Here is a 26098-nt window from a genome sequence, read left to right as displayed (position 1 = left end):
GAAAATGGATAGGATTAAAAAGAAATTAAAAATCTAAAATTGAAATAAAAATCTTAGATCTGGCTTTTGATTTCCGCCATTAATTCTTTTCCACCGTTTTCCAGTACCACCTTTGCGAACTTTTCTCCAAAATTTTCTTGCGGATTGTATTCGAAGTTCTCATCAATAGCAATGCAGTTTTTACCATCAAGAGAGCAAAGTGCTGCCGTAAAGCGCATTTGATCCTCAATAATTTCAGCAAAGGCTCCGATAGGTGCTGTACATCCTCCTTCTAAAGTGCTTAAGAAGTTTCTTTCAATCTCTACACAAGTCTGTGTAGGTTGATGGTTGATCTGTCTCAGTATTTCATTGATCTCCGGTTTATCGGAATGACCTGCAACCGCAATAACGCCCTGAGATGGAGCAGAAATCATTACAGGCAGCATTTCATAATCAATTTCCATTTTCATTCTTTTGATCCCGGCTAAAGATAGGATAGTGGCATCAAAATCTCCATCTTCAAGTTTTTGAAGACGGGTCTGGATATTTCCACGGATATCCGAAAACTCTGTATTCGGGAAATGTCTTAACCAGAAAGCTCTTCTTCTCAAGCTGCTTGTGGCAAGCTTCAGTTCATGAAGTTCTTTGTTTTTTGCAGATTCTTTTCTGATCAGAATATCTTGTGGATAATCTCTTTCCAAATAGGCTATCATCTCAATATTCTGAGGTAACAGGGTAGGGACATCTTTCAAAGAGTGAACAGCAATATCAATTTCATCATTCAATAATGCAACATCAAGGTCTCTTGTGAAAACCCCGGTGATACCTAATGAATATAAAGGTTGATTAAGATTCTTATCGCCAGAAGAAACGATAGGTACAATCTCCGTTAAATAATTGTTGTTCTGAAGGTGCCTCGCAACCTCCCTAGCCTGCCAAAGTGCAAGTGCGGAATTTCTTGTTCCGATTCTAATGCTTTTCATTGAATTCGTTGTTTGGTTGTTCAACTAATATTTCGTGCATTAATTTACTAATTTCTTCGGCTTTTAAAGGATTATCGATGATATATTTTGCAAAACGGTTGGTGATTTTCTGGATCATTTTATCAGAAAGCTCCATGTCCGTAATGTCTATATATTTATTTTTCTTATAAAAGTTATGCATTTCATTGCGTTCCATGTTTTTTAAAACCGCTTTGAAATGATGAATGTTTGGTGCTAGTTTTCTTTTTTTCTCCCATTCAATAAAATCTTTCATCAGTTCCTTGATGATCTTCTCTGCTTTAGGGATTTCTTTTTCCCTTTGCTGAATCGTTTCTTGAATCTGTTTTGAAAGCTCATCAACATCAATTAACGTTACATTTTCATTTTCTGTAACATTTTTTTCAACATTATGAGGAATGGAGAGGTCTATCACCAAAGTTTCTTTTCCGTTCGGGAAATGAGATTGGTTGATAATGGGATGTTTGGCTCCTGTAGCCACGATAAGAATATCGGTGTCTTTTAATTCCTTGTCAAAATCAGAATAGTCAACATGAGGAATATTATATTTTTGAGAAATCTTTTCAGCCTTCTCCTGGGTTCTGTTAGCGATTTTAATTTTTGGTTGATAAACGTGTTTTACCAGGTTTTCAACTGTGTTTTGTCCAATCTCACCCACTCCAAGAAGAAGAATGTTCTTCTCTGCAATTCTCTTTTGGCTGTTGAGGATATAATGAACAGCTGCATAAGAAACAGAAGCGGCTCCATTGGAAATTCCGGTTTCGTTCTTGATCCTTTTAGAAATCTGAATAGCTGCATTGATTGCTCTTTCCAGATAGGGATTAGAATTTTGTCTCTCTTTTTTAAAACGGCTGTATGCTTTTTTGATCTGACCAATAATCTCAAAATCACCAATAATCTGGCTTTCTAGGCCGGCAGCAACTCTGAAAAGGTGGATCAAAGCTTCTTCTTTAGTCAAAATATTGGCAAACTGAAGAAAATCGGTAATGTTTACTCCGATGGTTTTGCAATATTCTTCTGCTACTAAAAGATAATTGGAAGAAGTGGTGTAGATTTCAGTCCTGTTACATGTGGAAACTACAAATGCATCCCCAAGATCTTCCTCATGGACGCGGGAAACAAAGTTTTTGATGTTTTCATCAAAGAATGCAAACTTTCCTCTCGTTTCTACATCAGCCTTTTCGTAGCTTATAGAAAGCACGGCAAAATTCGATGTTCGATGGATGTTGGAATACTGTAACATAAGCAACTGCAAATTTACGTTTTTTTTAATTAACCACCCTCTGATAATGTATATGATAATTATCGTGAAAAACTATAGAACTGGCTTAAAAAGATAGAGAATGCAGATCCAGTAGATTTTCCTATTCTTTTTCTTAGCTTTCTTTAACTTTTTTAACCTTTTAGAGTTCCATTAATTTTAGTTGAAATCAAACTCTGTAATTATCTAAACAGAAAGTTAATAAAGAATTATAAATTTTAATAAAATTTTAACCAAATTAAGTTGGTGGGAAATTTCTTTAGTAGTGTTTAATTTATATCTTTGTAAACTTAAAATCAGAAGAAAAATATGAGTTTATTTGATATGTTTACGCAAGAAATTGCGATAGACCTGGGAACAGCTAATACCCTTATCATTCACAATAATAAAATTGTTATAGATCAACCTTCAATTGTTGCAATTGAACGATCTACGGGTAAACCTATTGCTGTAGGGGAACAGGCTAAGCATATGCAAGGGAAAACTCACGAGGATATCAAGACGATTCGTCCATTGAAAGATGGAGTTATCGCTGATTTTCACGCTTCTGAACATATGATTAAGGAATTCATTAAAAAAATTCCTGGAATTAAAGGTAAATTCATACAGCCTGCATTAAGAATTGTAATCTGTATCCCTTCTGGTATTACTGAAGTTGAAAAAAGAGCGGTAAGAGATTCTGCTCAGAAAGTCAACGCTAAAGAAGTAAGATTAATCTACGAACCAATGGCAGCTGCTATAGGAGTTGGGATTGACGTACAGAAGCCCGAAGGGAATATGATCATCGATATAGGTGGAGGTACTACTGAAATTGCTGTTGTAGCGTTGGGAGGTATCGTATGTGATAAATCTGTAAAAATTGCAGGTGACGTATTTACCAATGATATTGCTTATTACTTAAGAACTCACCATAATCTTTATATCGGAGAAAGAACTGCTGAAAGAATTAAAATTGAAGTAGGTTCTGCAGTAGAAGATCTTGATGTAGACATCGAAGATATCCCGGTACAAGGTAGAGACCTTATCACAGGGAAGCCAAAAGAAATTATGGTTGGGTATAAAGAAATTGCCCGTGCATTAGACAAATCTATCATCAGAATTGAGGATGCTGTAATGGAAACCCTTTCCCTTACACCGCCGGAATTGGCTGCTGATATTTATAAAACTGGTATTTATCTTGCCGGAGGAGGTGCATTGTTAAGAGGTCTTGCGGACAGAATCCACAAAAAGACAGGTCTTCCTGTATTTGTAGCAGAAGATCCGTTGAGAGCGGTAGTTCGAGGAACTGGTATTGCCCTTAAGAATATGGATAAATTCAATTTCTTAATTAAATAATTTTAACTTTTTACGACTATATATCTGAATGGGATTTTTGCTGAGATTATTTTCGAAGAACACACTCTTTGTCTTCTTTATATTCCTGCAAATTATTGCTCTGGTTCTGATATTCTCTAGAAATGCCATGCAGAGATCCTGGATTGCGGGCCAAACGGCTGCGTTGAATTCATGGATTTCCGGGTATATCGATGAGGGAGTTTCTTATCTGAAACTAAAACAGATCAATGAAGATCTTGTGGTTCAGAACAAAGCCCTTATGGCAGAACTGTATGGGAAAGACGGGGCGAAAAACCCAGTTTTCAAAAGAGTACATGATACCATTGGAGGTGGTCAGATCTATACTTTTGTTGATGGTGAAATTGTTTTCAACAGTATCAACAGAAGAAATAACTATTTTACAATCAACCGTGGCCGTAGAGATGGGGTCTTCCCTCAAATGGGGGTAATGGCGCCAAGAGGTATTGCGGGGATTGTTATCAATTCTACAGACAGTTATGCATTGGTTCAATCTGTGTTGAGTGTCAATAAGATCAGAATTAATGCTGCTCTGAAAAATTCCGGATATTTTGGAACCTTAACATGGAATGGAGATAACTCCAGGGTAATGCACCTTGCAGATATTCCTAAATATGTTGCTTTAAAAGTAGGAGATACTGTTGTTACAGATGGTAAATCAGCAATTTTCCCGAAAGGGGTAACGATTGGAACAATTGCCGGATATTCAGTGGATAATAAAACCGGTTTTTGGGATATTTCTGTGGAGCTGAGTGAAAAAATGGGTGCATTAAATAAAGTGTATGTCGTGAAGAACCTGAAAAAAGCAGAAGTGCAGAAGATTCAGGACACGATGCAAGCTGTAATAAAAAAAGAAAATGATTAGCAGAACTTTATTTACCGATATATTAATCATGATATTTCTTGTTGCATTACAGATTTTTGTATTGAACAGGATTACTATTTTCGGAAAATATACTCCGGTACTATATCCTGTATTTGTCATGTTCTATCCCTTCTTCAGAAATAAATTCCAGTTCCTTGCTTTAAGCTTTCTAATAGGATTGTCTATTGATGGTTTCCTCTATTCATGGGGGATCAATGCCTTTGCGACAACATTGATTGCCTACTTTAGGACTTTGATATTCAGGACGTCCACAGATACGTCTACAGACTTTTTCTCTTTCCAGTCCCTGCAATGGGCGCAGTTTTTGCTGTTTTTATTTTCAAGTATTTTCCTGCATCAGCTTTTAGTACAATATATTGAGTTCTTTAAGTTTAGTAGGTTTTTTGAAATATTATTTAATGTTTTGGTGACCAGTGTAATTTCATTTATATTTATAGTTATCTACGCATTAATATTTAAAATCAAACAAAAAGTTTGAACACACGTTATTTAAAAATTTTTTCCATTCTTGTTATTATCGCCCTTATTTTTGTGGCGAGGCTTGCGTATTTGCAATTGTTTACAGACCGTTATGCACTGAATGCAGCCAATACTTCCATTAAAATTGAATATGTAATACCTCAACGCGGGGTTATTTTTGACCGAAACGGAAAGATCATGGTAGGAAACCAGCCTGCTTATGAAATTTCCTTTACTCAAGGTTTAATGAAACCGGATTTTGATACATTAGGCTTTTGTAGTCTAATGAAGATCAGTAAAACGGATTTTATCAACAAGATCAATGTTATCAAAAAGGAAAAATATTATTCTAAGCTGACTCCTATGACCTTTCTAAAGGACCTCAGTAGAGAAGATATTGCGAGAGTGCAGGAGATTATTTTTAAATATCCAGCCTTTAATATTGTTCAGAGACCTCAGCGTCAATATGAAGTTTCTACTTCAGGAAACCTTCTAGGATATACTAGTGAAGTAAATGAAAGAGAAATTAAAAAAGACTCTATTTATTATTTACCGGGAGACTTTATTGGGAAAACAGGAGTTGAAAAGTCTTATGAAAAGGAACTTCGTGGAGTAAAAGGAATGAAGTATATCCAAAAAGATATCAGGCTCCGAAATATTGGGTCCTATAAAAATGGCTCTTTGGATAAAGATGTTATTACGGGTAAAGACATTACTCTAACGATAGATTACGATCTTCAGAGAACGGCCGAAGAAATGCTTGTTAACAAGCATGGTGCAGTGGTAGCTATAGATCCCAATAATGGAGAAGTATTAGTAGCGGCTACTGGACCCGATATTGATCCGAATCTTTTTACCGGACCTTATAAATCTAAAAATCTATATGCGCTGTCAAAAGATACTCTTTATGAAAATAAGCCAACTTTTGACCGTTCTTTGCAGGCAGGATATCCTCCAGGTTCAACCTTTAAATTGCTAACAGCCCTTGCTGCCATGCAGATGGGAGTGATGACTGATAAAACTATTTTCCCTTGTGGAGGAGGTTTCTTTTATAAAGGAAAAAGGATTAAAGGGCATGGTGGAGCTGATCCGCTTATTCCTTCTATCCAGGTTTCCAGTAACTGTTTCTTTACTTATGCATTTATTGCAATCATTAAAAAATATCCCGGAAATCCTTCAAAAGGTGTTGATGAATGGAAAAAGATCATGAGCAGCTTTGGAGTGGGAGAGTTTTTAAATAATGACTTTGCGGTAGGAGCAAAAGGGAGAATCCCTTCCGGTGATTTTTACGAGAAAAGATTTAAAGCAATTATGAAAGCTAGTGGCTCTCAGCGAACTGATTTTAAAAATTGGGATGAGATGTCAACCGGAGCGATCTATAATGGAATGGGGCAGGGAGATGTCTTGGTAACTCCTATTCAGTTAGCGAATTATGTAGCTGCTATTGCAAACAAAGGATGGTATTATACACCTCATATCGTAAAAGCAATTGATGGCAAGCCCAATCCCGATCCAAGATTTAAAGTTAAACATCAGACTTTAGTAGATCCAAAACACTTTGAACCTGTCTTAAAAGGTATGGAAGCTGTAGTTTTGAGAGGGACGGCAAGAGGATTGAAATCCAATGATTTTACACAATTGGCTAAAACAGGTACGGCACAGGTTCCGCAAGGAAAAGATAACTCTATTTTTGTACTGATAGCCCCAGCGGATAAACCTAAAATTGTTGTGGTTGCCGTTATGGAACATGCCGGATTTGGAGCAACATGGGCTGGCCCTGCTTGTACAGTAATTGCAGAAAAATATATTACCGGTGATTTGAAAAGAGAAAATCTGTATAAAAAAATGATTACCTCGAGTTTCATGCCAGAATATAAAAGGCAATGGATTGCAGATTTAAAACGTAAAGGGCTTTATAAAGATCCTAAACCCGATTCAATTAAACAGAAAAGAATAAAGGATAGCTTGGAACTCGTTAAACAGCAAAAAGCTAAGCTCCAAAAAAAAATAGAAGAGGACAAGAAAAATACTAACGCTGCTAAAAAACCTGTTAAGCAATGAAATGGACAGAAGGAATAGATAAACTGGGTCTAGGACTGTATTTCATGCTTTGCATCTTTGCGATTGCGAATATTTACAGTGTAGACCAGAAGCTAGGAGAAAAGCAGTTGATGTTTTTCTGTATATCTGTATTTGTGGGTCTTATCATATTTTTGGGAAGAAGTAAGTTTTTCGAAAATATGGCAGGTATTATTTATATAGGCGGCGTACTTCTGCTGATAGGTCTTTTTCCATTTGGAAAGGAAATTCTGGGACAGAAAAACTGGTATAAGTTCGGGAGCTTTACCATGCAGCCTGTAGAATTTGCTAAAATCGGTACTGCTTTAATGCTTGCCAACTATGTTTCAGGACCTGATTTTAATCTTAAGAATAGAAAATCTTTATTTACTGCTTTAGGCATTATTGGTATTCCGGCTGTAGTTGTATTGGCTATCCCTGATGTAGGATCTATGCTTGTATTCATTGCTTTTTTTATAGCTTTATACAGAGAAGGATTAAGTGGTTGGTTATTTGGTGTAGGCTTTATTTTTGCAGGGGTTTTTCTTATAGCACTTGCAATCCCACCAATATATGTAGCTGCTGCTATTTTAATCATCGCAGGTGTTTTGATTGCAATGAATTACCATAGAATGTCCTGGGATGTAATTTCTATTTCCGGAATTGCTGGATCTATCTTGTTACTGTGTGGGCTAGCATTTGGTTCTCCTTATATTTTAGAAAAACTGCCTAAGCACCAGAGAGAAAGAATTGAAGTTCTTTATAAGGGTGAAAAGGCATTTAGGGATACTTCGGGGTACAACTTATTATATTCTAAAACAGCAATCGGATCCGGTGGTCTTTTAGGAAAAGGATACCGTGAAGGATCTGTTACCCAGGGAAAATTTGTTCCGGAGCAAGAAACTGATTATATTTTCTGTACGGTAGGTGAAGAATGGGGCTTCTTGGGGAGTGCTATTCTTATCTTATGTTACATGGTTTATATTGGGAGAATCTATTATCTGGCAGAACGACAGAAATCTACTTTTAACCGAGTATTTGGTTATTGTTTTGCTTCCATCCTTTTGATGCACTTTTCCATCAATCTAGGGATGGTTATGGGGCTTTTCCCGACAGTAGGTATCCCACTTCCGTATTTCAGTTATGGAGGAAGTTCTTTACTGGCATTCTCTATGATGACTTTTATCTTCTTTAAACTTAATTATTCTGATAAAAACAGCTTAGTATAGCTCTTTTCCAGCCGATTTAGTTTACTTTTAACTCTGCAAAAATGGGCGGACTCTATTGTTGTACTTATAAATCGACACATTGTATGAAAGAGGCTTATATATTAGATCAAAATTTTAAGAATACGGATTGTGTACAATTTCCATTAGAAAAAGGAGAGTATGAAAACTGTACTTTTGAGAACTGTAGTTTTGAATATGGAAATCTATCCGGATATAGCTTTACCGATTGTGAATTTATTGGATGTAACCTCAGTATGACAAAGCTTACCTCAGCTGCTTTTCGGGATGTTTCTTTCTTTGAATGTAAAATGCTTGGGCTTCAGTTTAGTGATTGTAATGCTTTTGGTTTATCTTTTAAATTTGATGGATGTGTACTCAATAATTCTGTTTTCTACCGGACCTCTATAAAGAAAACCATCTTCAAAAATTCTAAACTGATCGAAGTAGATTTTACAGAATGTGATCTGTCTAATGCGGTCTTTAATAATTGTGATTTATCAGGAGCTGTTTTTGATAATACCAATCTTGAAAAGGCAGATTTGAGAACTTCCGTTAGCTATTCAATAGATCCTGCTTTAAACAGGCTTAAAAAGGCCAAATTTTCGCTTTCAGAAGTCTATGGGCTATTGTATAAGTTCGACATAGAAATAGACAGGAATAGCTAGGCTATGAAGGTTGATGCTTGCAGCTGATATTTCTGAAATCCTTTTTAATCAGAAGATATATTAAACGTTAATTATTAATTCAATAGAAGTAGTCTTTAGCCCGCTTTTTTATATAAAACATGTTCTATTGGCTTTAGCCAAAACTTAATAGAAAGTATATCCCATAAAAAAGCCATCAGAATTTCTGATGGCTTCATTATTTAAATCAATTATTTATAAAATTAAAAATTTGCTGGTGTAGCTTGAGTAGTAGAAGCTAGGTTGTTGTAAGCTTCCCCTTCTGCATTGATTACTCTTTTTGCGAATCTGAACTTAGGTCCCCAATAAGAATCATTCAGTGAAGAAACCATTACTCCTTTAGATGTTGCTGCGTGGATAAACTTGATCTCACCTTCTTCAGTAACACTTTCTACAATACCTACGTGAGAGATTCTTCTTCCATGAGAAAAGAAGATTAGGTCTCCTTTCTGTAATTCTCCTTTTTCAACTCTTTCACCCTCCTGAGCCTGAGAAGCCGCTACTCTTGGTAAAGTAAGACCTGCTGCAGCTCCGAATACAGAAAGAACAAAAGCTGAACAATCAATACCTCTTCTTGTAGTTCCTCCGTATCTGTAAGGAGTTCCAAGGTATGTTTCAGCTTCTTCAAGGATACCATCAATGGTTTTATTATGTTTGATTGCTGTTGCAATCTCAGAATTCTTAACAGCTTTTTTAGCGTTTGCTATAGATGCAGCCTTTTCAGCAAGGAAAGAGTCGATCAATTTCTGCTTATCCTGCTCCATTTTTTTGTTGTCAATAGAAGCTAGTTTGGCATCTGTTTTGTATTCTTTAGTGTAAGTTGCTGGTTTTGAAACCACATAATTGGTAGCACACGATTGCAATGATACTGTAGTAACTAAAGCAACTAAATAAAACAAAACTCTTTTCTTCATATATATTTGATTAACCGTGTTAAAATGGAATATTTATTTTCAAAAGCATTACAAAAGTAGAGATTCCGAGTAAAAGACCCCTGATATGATAATTGTCAGGATCTCATTTTAACACTATTTAACATATTATTTACATATGTTAAAGAAAAATAAACCGCAACTGCCCATTTTTGGCAAACCTGCGGTTTTTTTTATTAAGATTCTTTAACAAAATTCGTCGATATTCTTCTATAAATCACGTTTTGTAATTTAAAACTCTAATTTTCAGGTATGTTAAAAAAACAAAATGAATTCTTTAAAAACCTATTGTTGATGGGCTTTATAGATGTGTTTGTTTTGTTGCAGATCATATTAAGTCTCTTAACGGGTAAAATTAGAATTGAAAAAAATCTTTTATTAAGAATCGAAATAATTTTAACAAAGCCTATATATATTATACTTAAAGGCATGATCAAAAAAAATTCCTCAGAAAAACTGAGGAATTTAAACTAATATGGAACTTTACAGAGTTATTTTGTAAACAACATCTCTCTGTATTTGGTCATCGGCCAAAGCTCGTCATCTACCATCATTTCAAGGTTGTCAGAGGCTTCTCTGATTCCGTCAAATAAAGGTTTTACTTTGTTGCAGTATGCTTCTGCCTGCTTTTGGCTGTCTGATATGCTTTTTGCCGCTTCTCTGGCTTTGATAAGATCTTCAACACCCAGCTTGATTTTTGAAACGTTTTCAGAAATGCTGGTGATTAAGCTCATCTGTTCTTTTGCTAACGGCTTAAATTCTTTATCTCCAAAGATATCCTTAAGGCCTTTAACGTTCTCAATTAATCTGTTCTGATAATTTAAAGCTGAAGGAATAATGTGATTTCTTGCGATATCACTTAATACTCTCGCTTCAATATCAATAACAGTAGAATATTTTTCTAGTTTGATCTCATTTCTTGCTTCAACTTCTCTGTGATTAAAGATTCCCATTTCTTCATAAAGATCAAGGAATTTCTTATCCATTTCCTGTTTAAGAGCCTCCGGAGTGGTTTTAAGGTTGTTTAATCCTCTTTTCTTAGCTTCTTTAGCCCAGTCATCAGAATATCCGTCGCCTTCAAACATAATGTTTTTACACTGCTTGATGTATTCTCTTAATACATTGAAAATAGCTTCATCTTTCTTTAGGCCTGTTTCGATTAAAGCATCAACTTCTTTTTTGAAATCACGCAACTGTTTTGCAGCAATGGTATTCATTACTGTCATAGATTCTGCACAGTTTGCAGATGATCCTACAGCTCTGATCTCAAATTTATTTCCTGTAAATGCAAATGGAGAAGTTCTGTTTCTATCCGTATTATCTAATAGGATTTCAGGAATTTTCCCAACTACATTTAATTTTAATTCTGTTTTTTCTTCCGGAGATAATTTCCCGTTGGTTACCTTTTCCAGTTCCTCTAATACGCTGAATAACTGACTTCCGATGAATACAGAGATAATTGCTGGTGGAGCTTCGTTGGCACCCAATCTGTGGTCATTGCTTGCAGAAGCGATACTTGCTCTTAAAAGGTCAGCATATTCATGAACTGCTTTAATCGTGTTCACGAAGAATGTTAAGAACTGAAGGTTTTTCTTAGGGTTTTTTCCTGGGCTTAAAAGGTTTTCTCCTGTATCGGTAGCTAAAGACCAGTTGTTGTGCTTTCCGCTTCCGTTTACACCAGCGAATGGTTTTTCATGGAATAAGATGTGGAAGTGGTGCTTGTGAGCTACTCTTGCCATAATATCCATCAACAAAGAGTTGTGGTCTACAGCAACGTTTACTTCTTCAAACATTGGAGCCAGCTCAAATTGATTTGGAGCTACTTCGTTATGTCTTGTTGTTGCAGGGATTCCCAACTTCATACACTCGATTTCCAATTCTTTCATAAAGTTCATTACCCTTGTAGGGATAGAACCGAAGTAGTGGTCATCTAATTGCTGTCCTTTTGCTGGAGAATGTCCTAATAATGTCTTACCTGTTAATACAAGATCCGGGCGAGATTGGTATAATGCAGAATCAACCAGGAAATATTCTTGTTCCCAACCTAAAGTAGGAGTTACCTTTGTTACATTTTTATCAAAATACTGCATTACATTGGTTGCAGCTTCATCCACAGCATTCAAAGCTCTTAATAAAGGTGCTTTGTAATCCAACGTTTCTCCGGTATAGGAAATAAAGATGGAAGGAATACATAATGTGGTTCCCATAATAAATGCAGGAGATGTAGGGTCCCAAGCAGTATAACCTCTGGCCTCGAAAGTGTTCCTGATTCCTCCATTCGGGAAAGAAGAAGCATCCGGTTCCTGTTGGATAAGCATGTTTCCACTGAATCTTTCAATTGCTCTGCCTCCTTCAATAGGCGTAAAGAATGAATCATGCTTTTCAGCAGTAGTACCTGTCAAAGGCTGAAACCAGTGAGTGTAGTGTGTTACTCCCTTGCTCATTGCCCAATCCTTCATGGCTACCGCTACCTGATCTGCGATATGTCTCTGGATTTTTGTTCCTTTTTTAATAGCATCCATAATAGAGCTGAATGCTTCTTTGGTTAAATATTCTCTCATTGTTTCTTCTGAGAAAACATTTTTACAGAATAGTTCCGATAATTTCGCAGGGATTTCAACAGAGTTGTCTTTTCTGAAATCCTTAAATGGAAGGGTTTCTAATGCTTTGAATCTTAAGGTTGACATATTTGGGTGAATTTTGATAGGGCAAATTTACAAAAAAAATGAATCGAAAATGATTTGACCCCTAAAATTTTTAGGGGTGGATTTGAAATTTATATAAATTAAACAATTGTTTGGTGTGTTATGAGTGGGGGTGTTGGTTGCTGTCAGGATTAAAATGTAATATTTATGCGTGTTTTTCAAAGATGGGATAAACATAAATACATTTTACATGATACATTCTACAATTCTATGCGAATTTAAGCTACTTATTAAAAGAGAGTTAAAATAAAATGGGCAAAGATTTTGTATATTTGTGTGAAATTTATTTTATGACAAATTCTAGAGCAAGAGAAACAACAGAGGCTATTGAAAGATTATACATCTCTATGAGACATTTATTTTATAGAGGATTTTTCAAGCCAGGGGGTGTTTCAGGAGAAAGTATCAGAAGTTTGTTGAAGACCATCAATCCGGAAATTTATGGAACCATGAATATTCCAAGCAAATTGGAGTTGGACGGTTTGATGTATGTTTTAGACAGGCTTCCGGAAGGGATTGAGGAATGTGCTTTTATTCATCTTACATCTGATGAAGGGTTTGATAAAGGAAGTTTCGAACCTATTGTTCCAAAGAAAAGAAGAAGAAACTGTTATAGAATAGACGAACACCAGATGAATATCGAGGTTCTTTTGGGCCGTTCCGAAATTTATGACATTCTTACCCACCTTACCTTCCTATTTATAGAAGCAGATAAAATCCGTAATCTGGCATTCATTCAGGATGAAAACTGGAAACCAACCCGTGCCTTCAAAATTATTGAAGAGGTGGTGAAAGGTGAAAAGAAATTCAGCAGAAGAGAAAAAGAAGTGGCTTTGATCCATCTTTCTTCTTTAATTGGAAGATCTTTTGATGAAACATTAAGAGCTTACAATACTTTTGGAGATGATAATAATCCTGACCGTTTATTTAAAATCATCTATAACCTAGGAAAAGTAAGTCTTGAGGATGCAAAAGGAGCAAGAGAAAGAGAAATTCATTTCAGTGCTATATTAAAAGAAAGAGTAGGACATCACTATTTTGGTGAGAAATGGGCCAATAAAGTGAAAGAGGTTTTATTTGAAAACAATCTTCATACCCGTCCATTGCATATCATATCAGCGAACATGCACTCTGTGAAAAATATGCTGTATGCAAATGATGCCCTTAAAAAGAAGCATAATAATGAGGTAGATTACAAATTGTACGAAGAGATCTCCAATAAAAAAGATCTTCGTGACAAGGTATTAAAATATGCTTTAGATGAAGGAATGATCCATATTGCCGATAAAAGTGGAAGTAATATTGATGTTCAGATTATTGATCTGAGTAAGATGAACCTGAAGAATACCCCGTTTGCTGACTGTAAGTTTGGGGGAGATGATGTGGTAATGGTATTTGACTACGCATTCGGTGAACAGGCTTTTGAGGTGATGGATGAATTACTGAAACCTTATGAACATAAAGGGGAAGTATACATGATGCATGTAAAATCTGTTTCCATTATGGGGAAAGCAGGTATTCTTACCGGAGAAAAAGGAGATATTATGATTCCAACTTCTCACATTTTTGAAGGAACTGCGGATAATTATCCTTTTGAAAATGCATTGAAACTTGATGATTTTAAAGATGATGAGCTTAAGGCTTTTGAAGGCCCAATGATTACTGTTCTTGGAACTTCTCTTCAAAATAAGGATATTTTATCTTATTTTATGAATACTTCATGGAAAGCCATTGGTCTTGAAATGGAAGGAGCACATTATCAGAAAGCGATTCAGGTAGCATCTAAAATCAGACACCATATCTCACCGGATCTGTTTGTTTGCTATGCGTATTATGCTTCGGATAATCCGTTGGAAACAGGAAGTACATTATCTTCAGGAGGTTTAGGACTTACAGGAGTAAAGCCAACCTATCTGATTACTTTAAGAATTCTTGAAAAAATCCTAAAAAGTGGAAAGAAAGAAGTTTCTACTAAGAAATAATTGTAATTTCCTATTATAATATAAGCCTCAGGTATTGTTTTGTACATCTGAGGCTTTTTTGTTTTAAAATATAGTGATTATGAGCCTTGTCAAGGTTTTAAACCTTGACAAAGCACTGCGACATCTGCAAAATCTTTGAGAGTTTAAAAATCAATATTTTAATTACTTATCTTTAGAAAAACATATTGATTATGAGCTCCACATTACAATTAGCCAAAAGATTCAGAGAAGTTTTGCTTGATGGTCTCTGGATTGCCAATACCAATTTTAAAGATCAGCTTTCGGATGTCACCTGGGAGCAAGCGGTAACTAAAGTAGGTTCTTTAAATACCATTGCCATGCTTACTTTTCATATTGATTATTATATTGCTGGACTTGTAAAGGTTTTTGAAGGAGGAAGTTTGGACATAAAGGACCAATACAGTTTTGATCTTACACCTATAGAATCTCAGGAACAATGGGAAAAGCTGTTAAGTAAACTCTGGATGGATTCTGAAAAATTTGCTGAACTATTAGAAAAGATGCCGGATTCAAAACTTGATGCAGTATTTGTGGATGAAAAGTACGGGACATATCAGAGAAATATGGATGGGATGATTGAGCATGCTTATTATCATCTGGGGCAGATTACTTTAATTAAGAAACTATTGAAAGCTCAATAGTGAATATTACCCTTAATCATCAATGAAAATCTGTGGTTGCAAAATAATCATATTATTTATTTAACAAAACAAACAGAATATCATCTAAAACAGAAGAAAACCCGTTATAACTCCACGTTTGAGGGTTTTGTTTAATTTGCCTACCTTTAGAAAAAATAAAATTTTAAATGAGAAAATCGGCTGCAATCATTTTTGCGTTTATCATTTCACAATTTCATGCTCAGCAAGGAGCTTATTATCAGCAGGCTGCGAAGTACAAGATGGATATTGATGTTAATGCTGAAAAATTTACCTATCAGGGAAAACAAACCTTAGAATACACCAATAACTCACCGGATGAGCTTAATGTCGTTTATTTCCACCTGTATTGGAATGCTTTTAAGCCAAATTCCATGATGGATCAGAGGGTATCTTCCCAAGGGAAAAATGGTGACGGAAGGTTGCAGAAAAATGGTATCTCAACATTATCATCTATTCCAAAAGATCAGGAAGGAGCTCAGAATATTCACTGGATCAAACAAAATGGGAAGGATCTGAAATTTGAAGTTCAGGAAACCATTATGAAAGTATATCTGGCTGAGCCTATCAAACCAAATTCCTCCACTACTTTTACCATGGACTGGGATGCGGTAATTCCTCAGCAGATCCGAAGAAGTGGAAGAAACAACAGAGAAGGAGTGGATATGACCATGACGCAGTGGTACCCTAAAATTGCTGAATATGACTATGATGGCTGGGCAACTTTTGATTACCTGGGGAGAGAATTCCATGCACCATTCTCAGATTTTGATGTTACTATTAAAATTAATAAAGATTATGTAGTGGGAGCAGGAGGGATTCTTGAAAACCCTGCAGACGTAAAAGGATATGACGCTGCCGCAAAGATTAAAGCAGAAAAAGATAAAAAAGCAACCTGGAAATGGACGGCAAAAAACATCCTTGACTTTGCATGGAGTGCAGACAGAGATTATTCTGTAGAAAGCTTCAATGTTCCGGAAGGCCCGAAAGTATATTTAGTTTATCAGAAAAATGATAAAACTAAAGTTTGGGGTGAGGCACAACCTTATATTACCAAATATTTCCAGATCATGAACTCTCATTTCGGGAAATATGTATATCCAACATATGCCTTTATTCAAGGAGGTGACGGTGGTATGGAGTACGGGATGTGTACGATGATCCTTGGTGAGGCTAAAAATATTAAAGACTTAATGGGACTAATGGCTCATGAAGGTTCTCACTCATGGTATCAGCAGATGCTGGCTACTAACGAATCTGTGCGTCCATGGATGGATGAAGGTTTCACAAGCTATGCGGAAGGGTACACTATGTACCAGCTGTTTCCTGAGCAGTTACCCAATCCTTTTATGGAAAGATTGGATGCTTACAGAAACTTTATCAAGAAAGGAATTGAAGAGCCTGCAGTTTGGTTAGGAGACCACCATGACAATGGAACTGCTTATACTTATGCTTCTTATGTAAAAGGTGAATTGTATCTGGTACAGTTAGGATATATCATGGGAGAGCAGAATCTTGCAGAAACATTAAAACAATATTATGATCAATGGAGCATGAAGCATCCTTCAGACAGAGATTTCCTTCACATTGCTCAGAAAGTTTCCGGAATGGATTTAAAATGGTTTCACAATTATTGGATCAACAGTATCAAAACCATCGATTACGGGATTAAAGATGTAAAGTATGATGCTAAATCTACGACTATTACCCTTGTGAATAACGGTCAGGTTCCAATGCCGATTGATTTTAGTGTAATGACTACAGATAAGAAGATTGTGACGTATCAGATTCCATTGAATATGACCCATACATGGAAAGAAAAAGATGCTTATGGTGAGTTTAAAACCATGCCTTACTGGCCATGGACTCAGAAAGAGTATACAATTACTGTTCCTTATACAAAATCCCAGTTGTCTGTATTAGGAATTGATTTCAGCCAGAGAATGGCAGATGTGAATATGGCAGATAACTTTGTAGAAGTAAAATAAAAAGATCAACATAGAGATAAAAGGAGTATTTGTAAGTACTCCTTTTATTTTTTTATAAATTTGGGACTCAAATTTTTTCAAATCCTAGCCTGTTAAAATATAAATGAATTCAATTGTAATCAACGTAGGGAACAGTAATATCAGATTCGGCCTTTTTAATGGTGATAATTGTGATATTTCATGGGTAATCAATACCAAACCTTATAGGACGGCAGACGAACTTTATGTACAGATGCTGATGCTTTATCAGACGTATAAAGTTGAACCAAAAGAAATAGAGAGAGTAATTATAGGATCAGTAGTACCTCAGCTTACCAAAGTGATGAGTGCTGCCATTAAAAAAATCCATGGGATGAATCCTGTCATTGTAGACAGCAGTACGCCCTCTGTTGTTCAGGCGAAATCTAAATCCAGGGGAACCGATATTTTTGCAAATCTTGTTGCAGCTCATATGCTTTACCCGGGAAAGAAAAAGATTGTGCTGGATTTCGGAACAGCACTTACCGCGAGCTGTATTTCTGAAACCGGGGAGTCTCTGGGAGTGATTATAGCTCCGGGGATTATTACTTCCCTGAATTCTTTGATCAGCCAGACGGCACAGCTACCGGAAATTGAATTGAAAAAACCTAAAACAGTTTTGGGGCTGGATACGGTAAGCTGTATGCAAAGTGGAATGGTATATGGATTTTTAGGAATGGTAGAAGGTTTTATTGACAGGATCAATGATGAGGTAAATGATGACTGTTTCGTGATTGCTACAGGCGGTGTTTCTCATGTTTATAAGCCATTAACCAATAAAATTCACTTAATGGACCGGCTTCATACCCTGAAAGGACTTTATTTCCTTGGAAAAGATTTGTAGATATTATCCAAAAACAGCTGATGTGAGCTTCAGCTTTATGATCAAAATATAACCATGAACAAAATGAAAGAATTACAAGAATTTCCAAGAATAGAAACAGAAAGGTTAATTCTCTCCCAATTGGAGGAGAAGGATATTCCTTTTATTGTTGAGTTTCTTAAACATAGAATTTATTCTGATCTTACTTCCAATATTCCTTATCCTTATACGGAAAATGATGCTCAGCTTTGGATAAAAATGTCCCAAGAGGCTTTTGATGATAAGACCGGCTTTACCTTTGGAATTAGAAATAAAGAAGAAGAGATTATTGGAGCCATTGGCCTTCATGATAGGGATGATGATAAGGCAGAATTGGGTTATTGGATAGGAATTCCTTACTGGAACAAAGGATACGTTACTGAAGCAGCCAAAGCAATTGTAGATTTTGGATTTAAAGAATTAGGATTCAATAAAATTTATGCTACCCATTTTCTTCACAATCCTGCTTCCGGAAAAATAATGGAAAAAATAGGAATGGAACAGGAAGCACTTTTGAAGCAACATGCCAAAAAAGATGGAGAATATCATGATCTCGCCATGTATTCTGTCTTTAAAGATTAATTGGAATACATTCTTATAAAAACAAAATCAGAGAACATAATGTTCTCTGATTTTTTATTATTGTTAAATAGATTATTTCTTAAAGACCACCTCCGCAAGCATCACATTCGATCAAAGGATAGATCCATGTGCCACTATCTTCATTAAAAAAAGGCATATTTCTGCATCCGATTTTTCTTACACCATTGCTGTCAATATAAAAACATTGATCAGGGCGGATTCCGCCATTAATTTTAGCTGTTTCTTTTCTTGATAATTTTTTCATGTTGTTTAATTTTATTATAAATGGAATTAGTTTAATGGTCTTTAAAGCTCTATTACTGGACTACATGATTGGCACGTATGTCCGGGAAGTGGATAAATCCATCCACCACAACAGTCTGGAATAGGCTCTACCTGGCACCCCAGTGTTCTCTTACCTGTGTTAGGATCAATGTAAAAACATTGTCCTGGTGCAATACCACCATTGATTTTCGCTGTTTCTTTTCTTGTTAACTTTTTCATGTTGTTTTTAGTTTTAATGAATACTAAATGTAGGTAATTATTTGATAACTTGTATCTTATTTTCAACATGTGGTGATGAAAAGAATGATTATCTTTTGCTTTTAAAAAAATCTTTAACAATTGCGGAGCATTCATTTTCCATAATGCCTGTAATCACTTCTGTTTTGGGGTGCAGAGAAAGATGTTTATTGATAAAACCTCTCTGTTCATCCCTTGCACCAATCACTACTTTGGTAATCTGCGACCATGATAAGGCTCCTGAACACATTACACAAGGTTCCATCGTCACATAGAGTGTACAGTCTTTTAAATATTTACCACCCAGGAAATTAGCTGCAGCTGTTATAGCCTGCATTTCTGCATGGGCAGTAACATCGTTTAAGGTTTCTGTGAGGTTATGTGCTCTGGCAATAACACGGTTGTTGGAAACAATCACACATCCAATCGGAACTTCATCCTGTTCTAAGGCAGCCTCTGCTTCCTGCAGGGCCATTTTCATATAATATTCGTCAGTAAACATCTATTCTACCATCGTTAAAGTTAAAGGAATCCTGAAACGGAATCTCGCCGGATCACCCTTGACTATTGCAGGCGAAAATTTTTCAGAAATTGAGTAGAGAGCAATTTCAGCCTGTCTATTGAAGGTGAAATTATCTCCTTGTGCATGAACATTGCTGATGCTTCCATCTTTTTCCACAATAAAGACAACATCTGTTTTTACTGTTTTGGATTCAGAATTAACGCCATCTGCATACAGAAGATCTGCCACTTCTTGCCGTAGGGTATTGATCCCGCCAGGATAGTCTGCAATCTTTTCTACATTTGCTGATTTATCATTAAAATCATGAGATGGGTTTCCTGCTGTTTTTAAAGTTTGAAGATCCTCAAGGTTTCTTACTTTCAGCAGCGCACCAATTAAGGCATTGTTTTCTATACTGTCCATTTTTTTCATAAAAAAGAGAAAATCTCCTTTGATAGCGTCTTTTTTTAGAAAATCAGGTTCTGCATTAAACTTTTTCTTGAATTCATTATTCAGCATACCCCTGTGCTGGTTGTAATAGTTTTTTACCAACCGGAATTCCTCTTTTTGCTGGGATAAGCAAAATGAAGAAATCATACAAAAGATGCAAATGAATAACGTTCTCAATAGGGTATATTTATGTAAATATAACTAAAAAATATGAGATTAATTCATGATCTCTTAACTTTCAAGATAGCGGTTTAGAGATTCCTGAAGATGGTTGCGGATGTCATCAACTAAAGCTTTAGGTTCTAAGACTGTTACCTCTTTTCCATAAGATAAAATCTCCTGCATGAAGTCATAAGTAGGGTGAAGGAAAAACTCAAAATAGATTTCTTCCGGAGTTTCTTTGGTTTCTTTCTGCGATTGATGAAGAGGAAAACTCCTTATGTATTCACCCTGATGGCGGCTGCATTTTAATACAATATTTTGTGGCTTTTGTTCTGCGAGATTCATCACCCCAAATGCATTTTTAAAATGCTCTCTGAAATTATATTTGTATTTTTCTCTAAATTGATTTTTGGCTACATCAAGATAGTTGATTCTATCTAATCCAAATGATTTTAAAAGCTTGTCTTTGGTATCAATGGCAATAAGATACCATCTGTCTTTAGACTCTTTTAATGCTAAAGGATGAACCTTTCGGGAGGTCATCAGTTTGTTTTTATAATTGTAATGTTCAAAGGTTACCACTCTTTTATTACGAATAGCAAAGAATAGATCATAAAAATGTTCTACACCGGTTGGTTTACGGCTTTCAAAGAAAATGAAATCTGAAAAATCAGGATGAAGGTTCAGGGCGTTGCTTACCTGAAAAGATTCCAACAGTTTTTGATTGTATTCATCTACTTCCATGATCGGGCGGCTCTCAATATAATATCGGTTGTCACCTTTTTTCTTATTGTGGATAGAAAGATTAAAAAGATCAGATATCTCACGGATATCTCTCTGCAAGGTACGGATGGAATAGCTTTTGATCCCGGCATCCTGGAATTCAAAAGAATTTAAAAGATAATCTTCCAGCTGGGAATAGGTAGCCGGTGAACTTTCCAATCTTTTAATAATTAAGGCATATCTTGTCAGATAAAAATCTTTCTTCATGGTAAAATTTTGTACCACAAATATATGGGCTTAATGCGACAAAACGTGTCGTGTTTTATTTTTTTGTGAAGAAGTCTGTAAAAAAATAATAAGCCACAGAAATGCTGTGGCTTATGGAATGTTGAACAAAATATTCTAATCTCCTTCTTTTTGAAATAGGACTTTTTCATATATAGGAAGTGATTGAATAAGATTGTGAAGCTTTATGAGATTGCTTCGGAATCTTAGATCTTGTTTTTAGTGGTCACAGATCGAATTTCCACTATTATATTATGTTTTCAGACGTCGTTCTGGCTGTCCAGCATTTTGTGAATGGTGGTTCAAAGGTGTTGAGAATGTTAATGAGACTGCTGTGGTATTAGAGATTTCAAAAGAAATGGCAGACAGCATCAGAACTTGTCCTATTTTTATTTAAAAGGCGTCTTCTTCAAGGATGTCTTCTTCAAAATCCTGCCTGAAGAAATTTTCAATGTCATTGAGATAGTTTTCATAATCCATCTCAGCATTTTCGATGTCACTCCATTCCACGGTGTAGAGATCTTCATCGAAGAGTATATCTGTGTTGTGATTGGATGTTTCCATGTTTTGTATTGTGATTTGGTGTTGGTTAATTTTTGAACATATTCCGGACTGTTCAGCATAGATCAATGTTGAATTCAAAGGCTTTTTAAAGTTTTTTATTAATTGTTTTTGTGTTCTTGTTTATATTTCAAAAGTAATCGAGTGAGGCGTCAAAACTTGACGTATTAAAAAAATAACTCAAAAGAATTTTGAGTTATTTTAGTTTAAGAAAAATCGTTAATATCTATTTCATCAGCAATGAGCATAATGATGTCCATTTCAGAAAGCATTGATTTGAGTTTGATGCCTCCTAATTTTAAATCATGATCAGAAAGGATATGTGACCAGACTTTCTGTACAAAATCTTCAAATGTTATTTCTGAAGTATAAAGCGGATTTGCTGTTTGTGCTGCTAAAGCCAGTATTTGCTTGGTGATATCTCTGCATTCATTCATTTTTGTTTCATGAGGTAATAACACATTAAGCACACAGTTTTGTGCATCGTGAAGAAGATTTGCGGTAACCTTAAGCTGATTTTTTTTTGCATTAAAGGTTCTTTCATCACTGATTTTACCTGCCAGGATCTTACTTCTGAAACCTGCTATTTCCGAAACTTCACTAATGGTGTTCGTAGAAAGAATATCCTCTACAGACTTCAGCCATAAAAGCATTTTCTCAACAAAAAAAGGATCTTTTTTCTCCAGCGAAGAAACAATACCTGGAAATTCCAGCAGCTGATCCTTTAACTGGGAAACTAAAATAAACTGTGACTTTTTCATCTATTATTCAGGGATAAGTGTTTCTATAATATTTCCATTGATATCTTCATATCTTGACCACTCCATTCCTGCTTCACTCACACTCATTTTAGCAAAAATCAGGCATTTGGCATCCAGCTGCATCAATTTGCTTGCCTCTACAATAATCTCCCGGTTGTCTATCTTTTCAATCACTCTTCTGGCCTCCAAAACGATTCTGTTGAAAAGACTTTGTTGTAAAAACTGGGGATCTGTATTCTTCCATGTAAAATTGGGTAAGGAACGACAGTATTCTACTGTATATTTTGAAATAGGTTCAAAATACTGTATTTGAGAATCGGTGAGAGTAGGTTTGTTTTCAGCCTTGATCTTCGTTATATAGTCATTATAACCAAGTTCTTGATTGGCCAGAAAATTTCTTAAGTTCTGATCATTTTTTGTGTCAGAAGGATTATAATCTGTTGAGGCTACTTTGATGATTTCTTCATAAGAAAAATCTCTGAAAAGCATGATAGGGGAGCTTCCTGCTGTAGCAAAAGGAATAGTAAGGTCTACGGTCCCCACTTTCATTCTTGGAATGGAAAAATGCTTCAATAAATCATCTTTAGCATATTCTTTTGCGATTTGTACAGTCTGTAAGTCCGTCATTTTTCTCGCTGCGGTAATTTCAGAGACAATACCTCCTAAATATTCATTCAATTTTGGCATGATAATTTTTTTTTAATGGATAAAGATTTTTTTGAAAGGATGACTGCCTGAGCAGCCATCCTGAAAATAATTAAGGAGTAGTAGTTGCCGGTGCTGCGGAAGCAACAATAGCATCTTCTAACATATCCATGATTTTTGAAAGTCCTGCAGGGAGTTCGTCATTTACAGCTTTTACATGTACCCCCAATGTATATGTTTTCTCTGTAGTTGAGGTACTTGAGTTGGTTTTCTTATAAGAAGCTGATGCATTGAATTTAACTTTCCAGAACTTAGCGCTGAGAGAAGCACTTCCCTGGAATTCACTAGCAATACTCTGGGTTTCCACAGAATTAAGTTTGGCGTTAAAATCAATAGTCATTTCATCAATTCTTAAAGACGGAATTGACAGCATACACAGCAATGGAACACTTAATTTTACTTCTGATTTTACTACACTTTCATTGTTTTCAGCAGTGCTGGGAACTGACTTTGTATAGATAAAATCCACATACTTAAGCTTTTTGGCTCCTCCTTCCGGTGCTCCTTCTTCAAAGCCGACTTCTTTAATAAAATTTACTTGTGACATGGATGCATCATGCTGAGCCTTGATTGCTGCCTGCATAGGCCCTCCGATGTAAACACTGAAATCTAAACTGTTTAATTCTTGTACTAAATTTGCCATAATTCTAAAATTGTTAAGGTTATTAATTGGTTAATAATATATAGTAGTGCTAGCAGACTAATATTCAGTATTGGGCAATAGATATCCTGTTCAGTATTTGATGAACTGAAGGTTATTATTAAAAAATAATAGGGATAATGTAAGTTTGAAATAAGCTTATTTAGCTTTGGTTTTCTTGGTTATTTTGTTGATTCAAAGATCGTTCACTTAAGCGTCAAAACTTGTCGTGTTATAATTTATTTTCATTTTTATTTCATTTTTTATGAATATTATAAATTGATACGATCAAGTGTTTGCATTCAGTAAGAATTTTAATATAAGCTTGAAAGCTTATTTAAGGGTGATATAAGCTTTTAAGCTTATATTTTGTTTTTGATAAGCTTTTGGACAATCTGATTTAGAACTTCCCGGTTATCATCAATGTAGCTTAAGCCGGCTTGTATCAGGTTTTCAATATTAGACCGTCTTACATTATCCATGGCTGGAGAAGCATTTTTCAATGAAGGATTCAGACGGTAATAGTTTTTCTGGTTTCTCAAACCTAATGTCTGAAACATTTGAGAAAGCTGATAGTCTACAGTTTCTGCATTGGCAGACATTAAAATATCAATAATTGGTCCTACCCAGCCAATTTTCCCAGCCTTTTCAAGTCTTTTAAAAGGATAAGGTCTGGCTTCAATTCCCGTTCCGATCGAAATAAGAATCATATCATTTACTCCGGGATGATTGGCTTTCTGATGATTTTTCAAAACTTCTGCAAAAGGAATTTTTCTGGCCTCTGCATAAGCGCAAAGAGCAGGATTATTGGCAAACATTCCGCCGTCAATCAGGCTGAAGATTTGGCCATACATTGATTTGATCTGTACCGGGCTGAAATAGGTAGGTGCTGCAGAAGTTGCTCTGCAAACATCTTTTACATAAAAATTATCTGTACTGAGATGAGCTTCACATGAATTGAAAAGTTTCGCTCTTCTGTTCTCTATATCATAACTTGTTATTAAACATGGTTTTATTAATTCCTTTAATTCTAAATTTCCAAAAAAGTCATTTAAGTTTTTTTCAAGAGCTTCCTGAGAAATTCTTTCATTCAATAATCCAAATGGATTAACCAGCTTTTCCCAAAAGGAAACCTGGAAAATATCACCGCCCTTTTCAGCATACAATTCCAACCCTTTTTGGATAGAATATTTTGCTTTACGAACTTCATCGGGACATAGAATAATAGAAGCAATCAGTCCTCCTGTGCTGCTGCCGGCCACCAGATCAAAATAATCCCCAAGCTTAGCACTTGGTTTATCATAATACTGGAGCTGTTCTTCTATGTAGCGCAGAATAATACAGGTAATAATCCCTCTTATTCCGCCTCCGTCCAAAGAAAGAATGGTTGTCTTTTTCATATTATTTTGTTAATTGCTTTTTTAAGAATACATTGTAACAAGATCTTATGAAATCAATGATTTTAGTCAGAAAAAATGTTTGGATTTCATGCTCAGACCTTGTTGCTTTTAGTGGCTTTCTTGTAAAACAAAGGTAGGGCGGGGAAGCGACAGAACTTGACGTGTTTAAATTAATTTCAAAGAAAAAAGACTAAAAAATAACATAATTTTGTTGATCTCTAGACTTTTTTAAAAGTGTTCTCCAACTTGTTTTTACAGGTCCTTTTTTCGAAGGAATTGTCTTTTTTTCAAAGTGGGAAAGATCTTTAAATGTTTTCCAGTTTCCACCCCAATCCCAGCCGTGTTTAGCAAAGATTTTTACACATTCATACCAATCTGCCACCTTGTCGTTATCCCAGTCTTTTGCGGTATCCCAACTCGCCGTTTTTCCATCAATTATAAGGCACATGTCTACCGCAAGACCATAATTGTGAATACTTTGGCCTGCCTTGGCATTCGTTACCTTTTTTCCGGATGTAATTCTTCCGATAGCATACAGCTTTTCCTGCTCTTCGAAAGACCTCAATCCCTGTGTGATTCTTATTTTGGCTCTGCCTGTAAGCGCCTTATCACATTCTTTAATAATCTGTTTTACTTCATCTCTTACCAATGGGTGAAGCTTCTGAATTCTTTCTAATGTTACTTTTTCCATATTCTTTTATTATAGAGCAAAAGTATAGACCGGAAGCG

26 protein-coding genes are annotated in these 26098 nt (G+C 35.6%); 11 read left to right on the top strand and 15 right to left on the bottom strand.

What is annotated here, in order from left to right; translation table 11 throughout:
• Positions 1–53: 53 nt before the first annotated feature.
• Entirely contained in the window at positions 54–962 is a 909-nt protein-coding gene (hemC, locus tag AC3HD6_RS06735) for a hydroxymethylbilane synthase (protein ID WP_488895650.1), read from the bottom strand.
• Positions 949–2223, bottom strand: coding sequence for a glutamyl-tRNA reductase (gene hemA, locus AC3HD6_RS06730; RefSeq protein WP_488895649.1), 1275 nt, complete (start codon positions 2221–2223; stop codon positions 949–951). The genes hemC and hemA overlap by 14 nt, the downstream gene beginning before the upstream one ends.
• Before the next feature lie 327 nt (positions 2224–2550).
• Between hemA and AC3HD6_RS06725 the strand changes: the two genes are divergently transcribed.
• From AC3HD6_RS06725 to AC3HD6_RS06700, 6 genes are all read left to right on the top strand, one after another.
• Complete coding sequence (locus AC3HD6_RS06725) at positions 2551–3576, top strand: rod shape-determining protein (protein WP_045491741.1); 1026 nt, start codon at positions 2551–2553, stop codon at positions 3574–3576.
• 28 nt (positions 3577–3604) lie between these two features.
• Positions 3605–4459, top strand: a complete 855-nt coding sequence (mreC, locus tag AC3HD6_RS06720) for a rod shape-determining protein MreC (RefSeq protein WP_068940758.1) — start codon at positions 3605–3607, stop codon at positions 4457–4459.
• On the top strand, positions 4452–4958 hold the full coding sequence (locus AC3HD6_RS06715; RefSeq protein ID WP_066694303.1) for a rod shape-determining protein MreD: 507 nt from the start codon (positions 4452–4454) through the stop codon (positions 4956–4958). The genes mreC and AC3HD6_RS06715 overlap by 8 nt, the downstream gene beginning before the upstream one ends.
• Positions 4955–7000 (top strand): peptidoglycan D,D-transpeptidase FtsI family protein, encoded by a 2046-nt coding sequence (locus AC3HD6_RS06710; RefSeq protein ID WP_488895648.1) that lies wholly within the window; start codon positions 4955–4957, stop codon positions 6998–7000. The genes AC3HD6_RS06715 and AC3HD6_RS06710 overlap by 4 nt, the downstream gene beginning before the upstream one ends.
• On the top strand, positions 6997–8226 hold the full coding sequence (gene rodA / locus AC3HD6_RS06705; RefSeq protein ID WP_488895647.1) for a rod shape-determining protein RodA: 1230 nt from the start codon (positions 6997–6999) through the stop codon (positions 8224–8226). Before AC3HD6_RS06710 ends, rodA begins: the two co-directional genes overlap by 4 nt.
• An 83-nt stretch (positions 8227–8309) precedes the next feature.
• Positions 8310–8891, top strand: a complete 582-nt coding sequence (locus tag AC3HD6_RS06700; protein ID WP_488895646.1) for a pentapeptide repeat-containing protein — start codon at positions 8310–8312, stop codon at positions 8889–8891.
• Between the two features lie 221 nt (positions 8892–9112).
• Here AC3HD6_RS06700 and AC3HD6_RS06695 read toward each other — a convergent pair whose 3' ends face one another.
• Together AC3HD6_RS06695 and AC3HD6_RS06690 are read right to left on the bottom strand one after the other, a co-directional pair.
• Positions 9113–9823 (bottom strand): C40 family peptidase, encoded by a 711-nt coding sequence (locus AC3HD6_RS06695; RefSeq protein WP_488895645.1) that lies wholly within the window; start codon positions 9821–9823, stop codon positions 9113–9115.
• 509 nt (positions 9824–10332) lie between these two features.
• Positions 10333–12528, bottom strand: coding sequence for a glutamine synthetase III family protein (locus tag AC3HD6_RS06690; RefSeq protein WP_488895644.1), 2196 nt, complete (start codon positions 12526–12528; stop codon positions 10333–10335).
• 308 nt (positions 12529–12836) lie between these two features.
• On the opposite strand from AC3HD6_RS06690, the gene AC3HD6_RS06685 reads away from it, so the two are divergent.
• The 5 genes from AC3HD6_RS06685 (at position 12837) to AC3HD6_RS06665 (ending at position 18658) form a co-directional block, all read left to right on the top strand.
• The gene (locus tag AC3HD6_RS06685) at positions 12837–14528 is read left to right on the top strand and encodes a DUF6909 family protein (RefSeq protein WP_488895643.1); all 1692 of its coding nucleotides are present in this window, start codon (positions 12837–12839) and stop codon (positions 14526–14528) included.
• A gap of 191 nt (positions 14529–14719) precedes the next feature.
• The gene (locus tag AC3HD6_RS06680) at positions 14720–15190 is read left to right on the top strand and encodes a DUF1572 domain-containing protein (RefSeq protein WP_488895642.1); all 471 of its coding nucleotides are present in this window, start codon (positions 14720–14722) and stop codon (positions 15188–15190) included.
• A gap of 167 nt (positions 15191–15357) precedes the next feature.
• Entirely contained in the window at positions 15358–17196 is a 1839-nt protein-coding gene (locus AC3HD6_RS06675; protein WP_488895641.1) for a M1 family metallopeptidase, read from the top strand.
• Positions 17197–17299: 103 nt separating this feature from the next.
• Positions 17300–18058, top strand: coding sequence for a type III pantothenate kinase (locus AC3HD6_RS06670; protein WP_488895640.1), 759 nt, complete (start codon positions 17300–17302; stop codon positions 18056–18058).
• 63 nt (positions 18059–18121) lie between these two features.
• Positions 18122–18658 (top strand): GNAT family N-acetyltransferase, encoded by a 537-nt coding sequence (locus tag AC3HD6_RS06665; protein WP_488895639.1) that lies wholly within the window; start codon positions 18122–18124, stop codon positions 18656–18658.
• Positions 18659–18737: 79 nt separating this feature from the next.
• Here AC3HD6_RS06665 and AC3HD6_RS06660 read toward each other — a convergent pair whose 3' ends face one another.
• The 11 genes from AC3HD6_RS06660 to AC3HD6_RS06610 all read right to left on the bottom strand — a co-directional run bounded on the left by AC3HD6_RS06660 (position 18738) and on the right by AC3HD6_RS06610 (position 26060).
• Positions 18738–18923, bottom strand: a complete 186-nt coding sequence (locus tag AC3HD6_RS06660) for a hypothetical protein (protein WP_488895638.1) — start codon at positions 18921–18923, stop codon at positions 18738–18740.
• A gap of 41 nt (positions 18924–18964) precedes the next feature.
• Positions 18965–19162, bottom strand: coding sequence for a hypothetical protein (locus AC3HD6_RS06655; RefSeq protein WP_488895637.1), 198 nt, complete (start codon positions 19160–19162; stop codon positions 18965–18967).
• 88 nt (positions 19163–19250) lie between these two features.
• Positions 19251–19682, bottom strand: coding sequence for a nucleoside deaminase (locus AC3HD6_RS06650; RefSeq protein WP_488895636.1), 432 nt, complete (start codon positions 19680–19682; stop codon positions 19251–19253).
• Entirely contained in the window at positions 19683–20279 is a 597-nt protein-coding gene (locus AC3HD6_RS06645; RefSeq protein WP_488895635.1) for a hypothetical protein, read from the bottom strand.
• Positions 20280–20363: 84 nt separating this feature from the next.
• Positions 20364–21284, bottom strand: a complete 921-nt coding sequence (locus AC3HD6_RS06640) for a helix-turn-helix transcriptional regulator (RefSeq protein WP_488895634.1) — start codon at positions 21282–21284, stop codon at positions 20364–20366.
• Positions 21285–21695: 411 nt separating this feature from the next.
• On the bottom strand, positions 21696–21866 hold the full coding sequence (locus AC3HD6_RS06635; RefSeq protein ID WP_167386959.1) for a hypothetical protein: 171 nt from the start codon (positions 21864–21866) through the stop codon (positions 21696–21698).
• Positions 21867–22069: 203 nt separating this feature from the next.
• Positions 22070–22624, bottom strand: a complete 555-nt coding sequence (locus AC3HD6_RS06630) for a hypothetical protein (protein ID WP_488895633.1) — start codon at positions 22622–22624, stop codon at positions 22070–22072.
• 3 nt (positions 22625–22627) lie between these two features.
• Positions 22628–23311, bottom strand: a complete 684-nt coding sequence (locus AC3HD6_RS06625; protein WP_488895632.1) for a hypothetical protein — start codon at positions 23309–23311, stop codon at positions 22628–22630.
• Between the two features lie 70 nt (positions 23312–23381).
• A complete protein-coding gene (locus AC3HD6_RS06620) occupies positions 23382–23972 on the bottom strand; it encodes a DUF2589 domain-containing protein (RefSeq protein ID WP_488895631.1) in 591 nt (196 codons plus the stop codon).
• A 359-nt stretch (positions 23973–24331) separates the two neighbouring features.
• Positions 24332–25369, bottom strand: coding sequence for a patatin-like phospholipase family protein (locus AC3HD6_RS06615; RefSeq protein WP_488895630.1), 1038 nt, complete (start codon positions 25367–25369; stop codon positions 24332–24334).
• 190 nt (positions 25370–25559) lie between these two features.
• Complete coding sequence (locus tag AC3HD6_RS06610; protein ID WP_488895629.1) at positions 25560–26060, bottom strand: M15 family metallopeptidase; 501 nt, start codon at positions 26058–26060, stop codon at positions 25560–25562.
• Positions 26061–26098: the final 38 nt, after the last annotated feature.

This window comes from Chryseobacterium sp. II3a (assembly GCF_057815135.1).
Note: the sequence above shows the minus strand (reverse complement) of the source record. Positions and strands in the feature narration are given on the sequence as shown.

Bases quoted from the DNA above. Each gene is read 5' to 3' on its own strand.
- hemC (WP_488895650.1), bottom strand. From the start codon at position 962: ATGAAAAGCATTAGAATCGGAACAAGAAATTCCGCACTTGCACTTTGG.
- hemA (WP_488895649.1), bottom strand. From the start codon at position 2,223: ATGTTACAGTATTCCAACATCCATCGAACATCGAATTTTGCCGTGCTT.
- AC3HD6_RS06725 (WP_045491741.1), top strand. From the start codon at position 2,551: ATGAGTTTATTTGATATGTTTACGCAAGAAATTGCGATAGACCTGGGA.
- mreC (WP_068940758.1), top strand. From the start codon at position 3,605: ATGGGATTTTTGCTGAGATTATTTTCGAAGAACACACTCTTTGTCTTC.
- AC3HD6_RS06715 (WP_066694303.1), top strand. From the start codon at position 4,452: ATGATTAGCAGAACTTTATTTACCGATATATTAATCATGATATTTCTT.
- rodA (WP_488895647.1), top strand. From the start codon at position 6,997: ATGAAATGGACAGAAGGAATAGATAAACTGGGTCTAGGACTGTATTTC.
- AC3HD6_RS06700 (WP_488895646.1), top strand. From the start codon at position 8,310: ATGAAAGAGGCTTATATATTAGATCAAAATTTTAAGAATACGGATTGT.
- AC3HD6_RS06695 (WP_488895645.1), bottom strand. From the start codon at position 9,823: ATGAAGAAAAGAGTTTTGTTTTATTTAGTTGCTTTAGTTACTACAGTA.
- AC3HD6_RS06690 (WP_488895644.1), bottom strand. From the start codon at position 12,528: ATGTCAACCTTAAGATTCAAAGCATTAGAAACCCTTCCATTTAAGGAT.
- AC3HD6_RS06685 (WP_488895643.1), top strand. From the start codon at position 12,837: ATGACAAATTCTAGAGCAAGAGAAACAACAGAGGCTATTGAAAGATTA.
- AC3HD6_RS06680 (WP_488895642.1), top strand. From the start codon at position 14,720: ATGAGCTCCACATTACAATTAGCCAAAAGATTCAGAGAAGTTTTGCTT.
- AC3HD6_RS06675 (WP_488895641.1), top strand. From the start codon at position 15,358: ATGAGAAAATCGGCTGCAATCATTTTTGCGTTTATCATTTCACAATTT.
- AC3HD6_RS06670 (WP_488895640.1), top strand. From the start codon at position 17,300: ATGAATTCAATTGTAATCAACGTAGGGAACAGTAATATCAGATTCGGC.
- AC3HD6_RS06665 (WP_488895639.1), top strand. From the start codon at position 18,122: ATGAAAGAATTACAAGAATTTCCAAGAATAGAAACAGAAAGGTTAATT.
- AC3HD6_RS06660 (WP_488895638.1), bottom strand. From the start codon at position 18,923: ATGAAAAAATTATCAAGAAAAGAAACAGCTAAAATTAATGGCGGAATC.
- AC3HD6_RS06655 (WP_488895637.1), bottom strand. From the start codon at position 19,162: ATGAAAAAGTTAACAAGAAAAGAAACAGCGAAAATCAATGGTGGTATT.
- AC3HD6_RS06650 (WP_488895636.1), bottom strand. From the start codon at position 19,682: ATGTTTACTGACGAATATTATATGAAAATGGCCCTGCAGGAAGCAGAG.
- AC3HD6_RS06645 (WP_488895635.1), bottom strand. From the start codon at position 20,279: ATGATTTCTTCATTTTGCTTATCCCAGCAAAAAGAGGAATTCCGGTTG.
- AC3HD6_RS06640 (WP_488895634.1), bottom strand. From the start codon at position 21,284: ATGAAGAAAGATTTTTATCTGACAAGATATGCCTTAATTATTAAAAGA.
- AC3HD6_RS06635 (WP_167386959.1), bottom strand. From the start codon at position 21,866: ATGGAAACATCCAATCACAACACAGATATACTCTTCGATGAAGATCTC.
- AC3HD6_RS06630 (WP_488895633.1), bottom strand. From the start codon at position 22,624: ATGAAAAAGTCACAGTTTATTTTAGTTTCCCAGTTAAAGGATCAGCTG.
- AC3HD6_RS06625 (WP_488895632.1), bottom strand. From the start codon at position 23,311: ATGCCAAAATTGAATGAATATTTAGGAGGTATTGTCTCTGAAATTACC.
- AC3HD6_RS06620 (WP_488895631.1), bottom strand. From the start codon at position 23,972: ATGGCAAATTTAGTACAAGAATTAAACAGTTTAGATTTCAGTGTTTAC.
- AC3HD6_RS06615 (WP_488895630.1), bottom strand. From the start codon at position 25,369: ATGAAAAAGACAACCATTCTTTCTTTGGACGGAGGCGGAATAAGAGGG.
- AC3HD6_RS06610 (WP_488895629.1), bottom strand. From the start codon at position 26,060: ATGGAAAAAGTAACATTAGAAAGAATTCAGAAGCTTCACCCATTGGTA.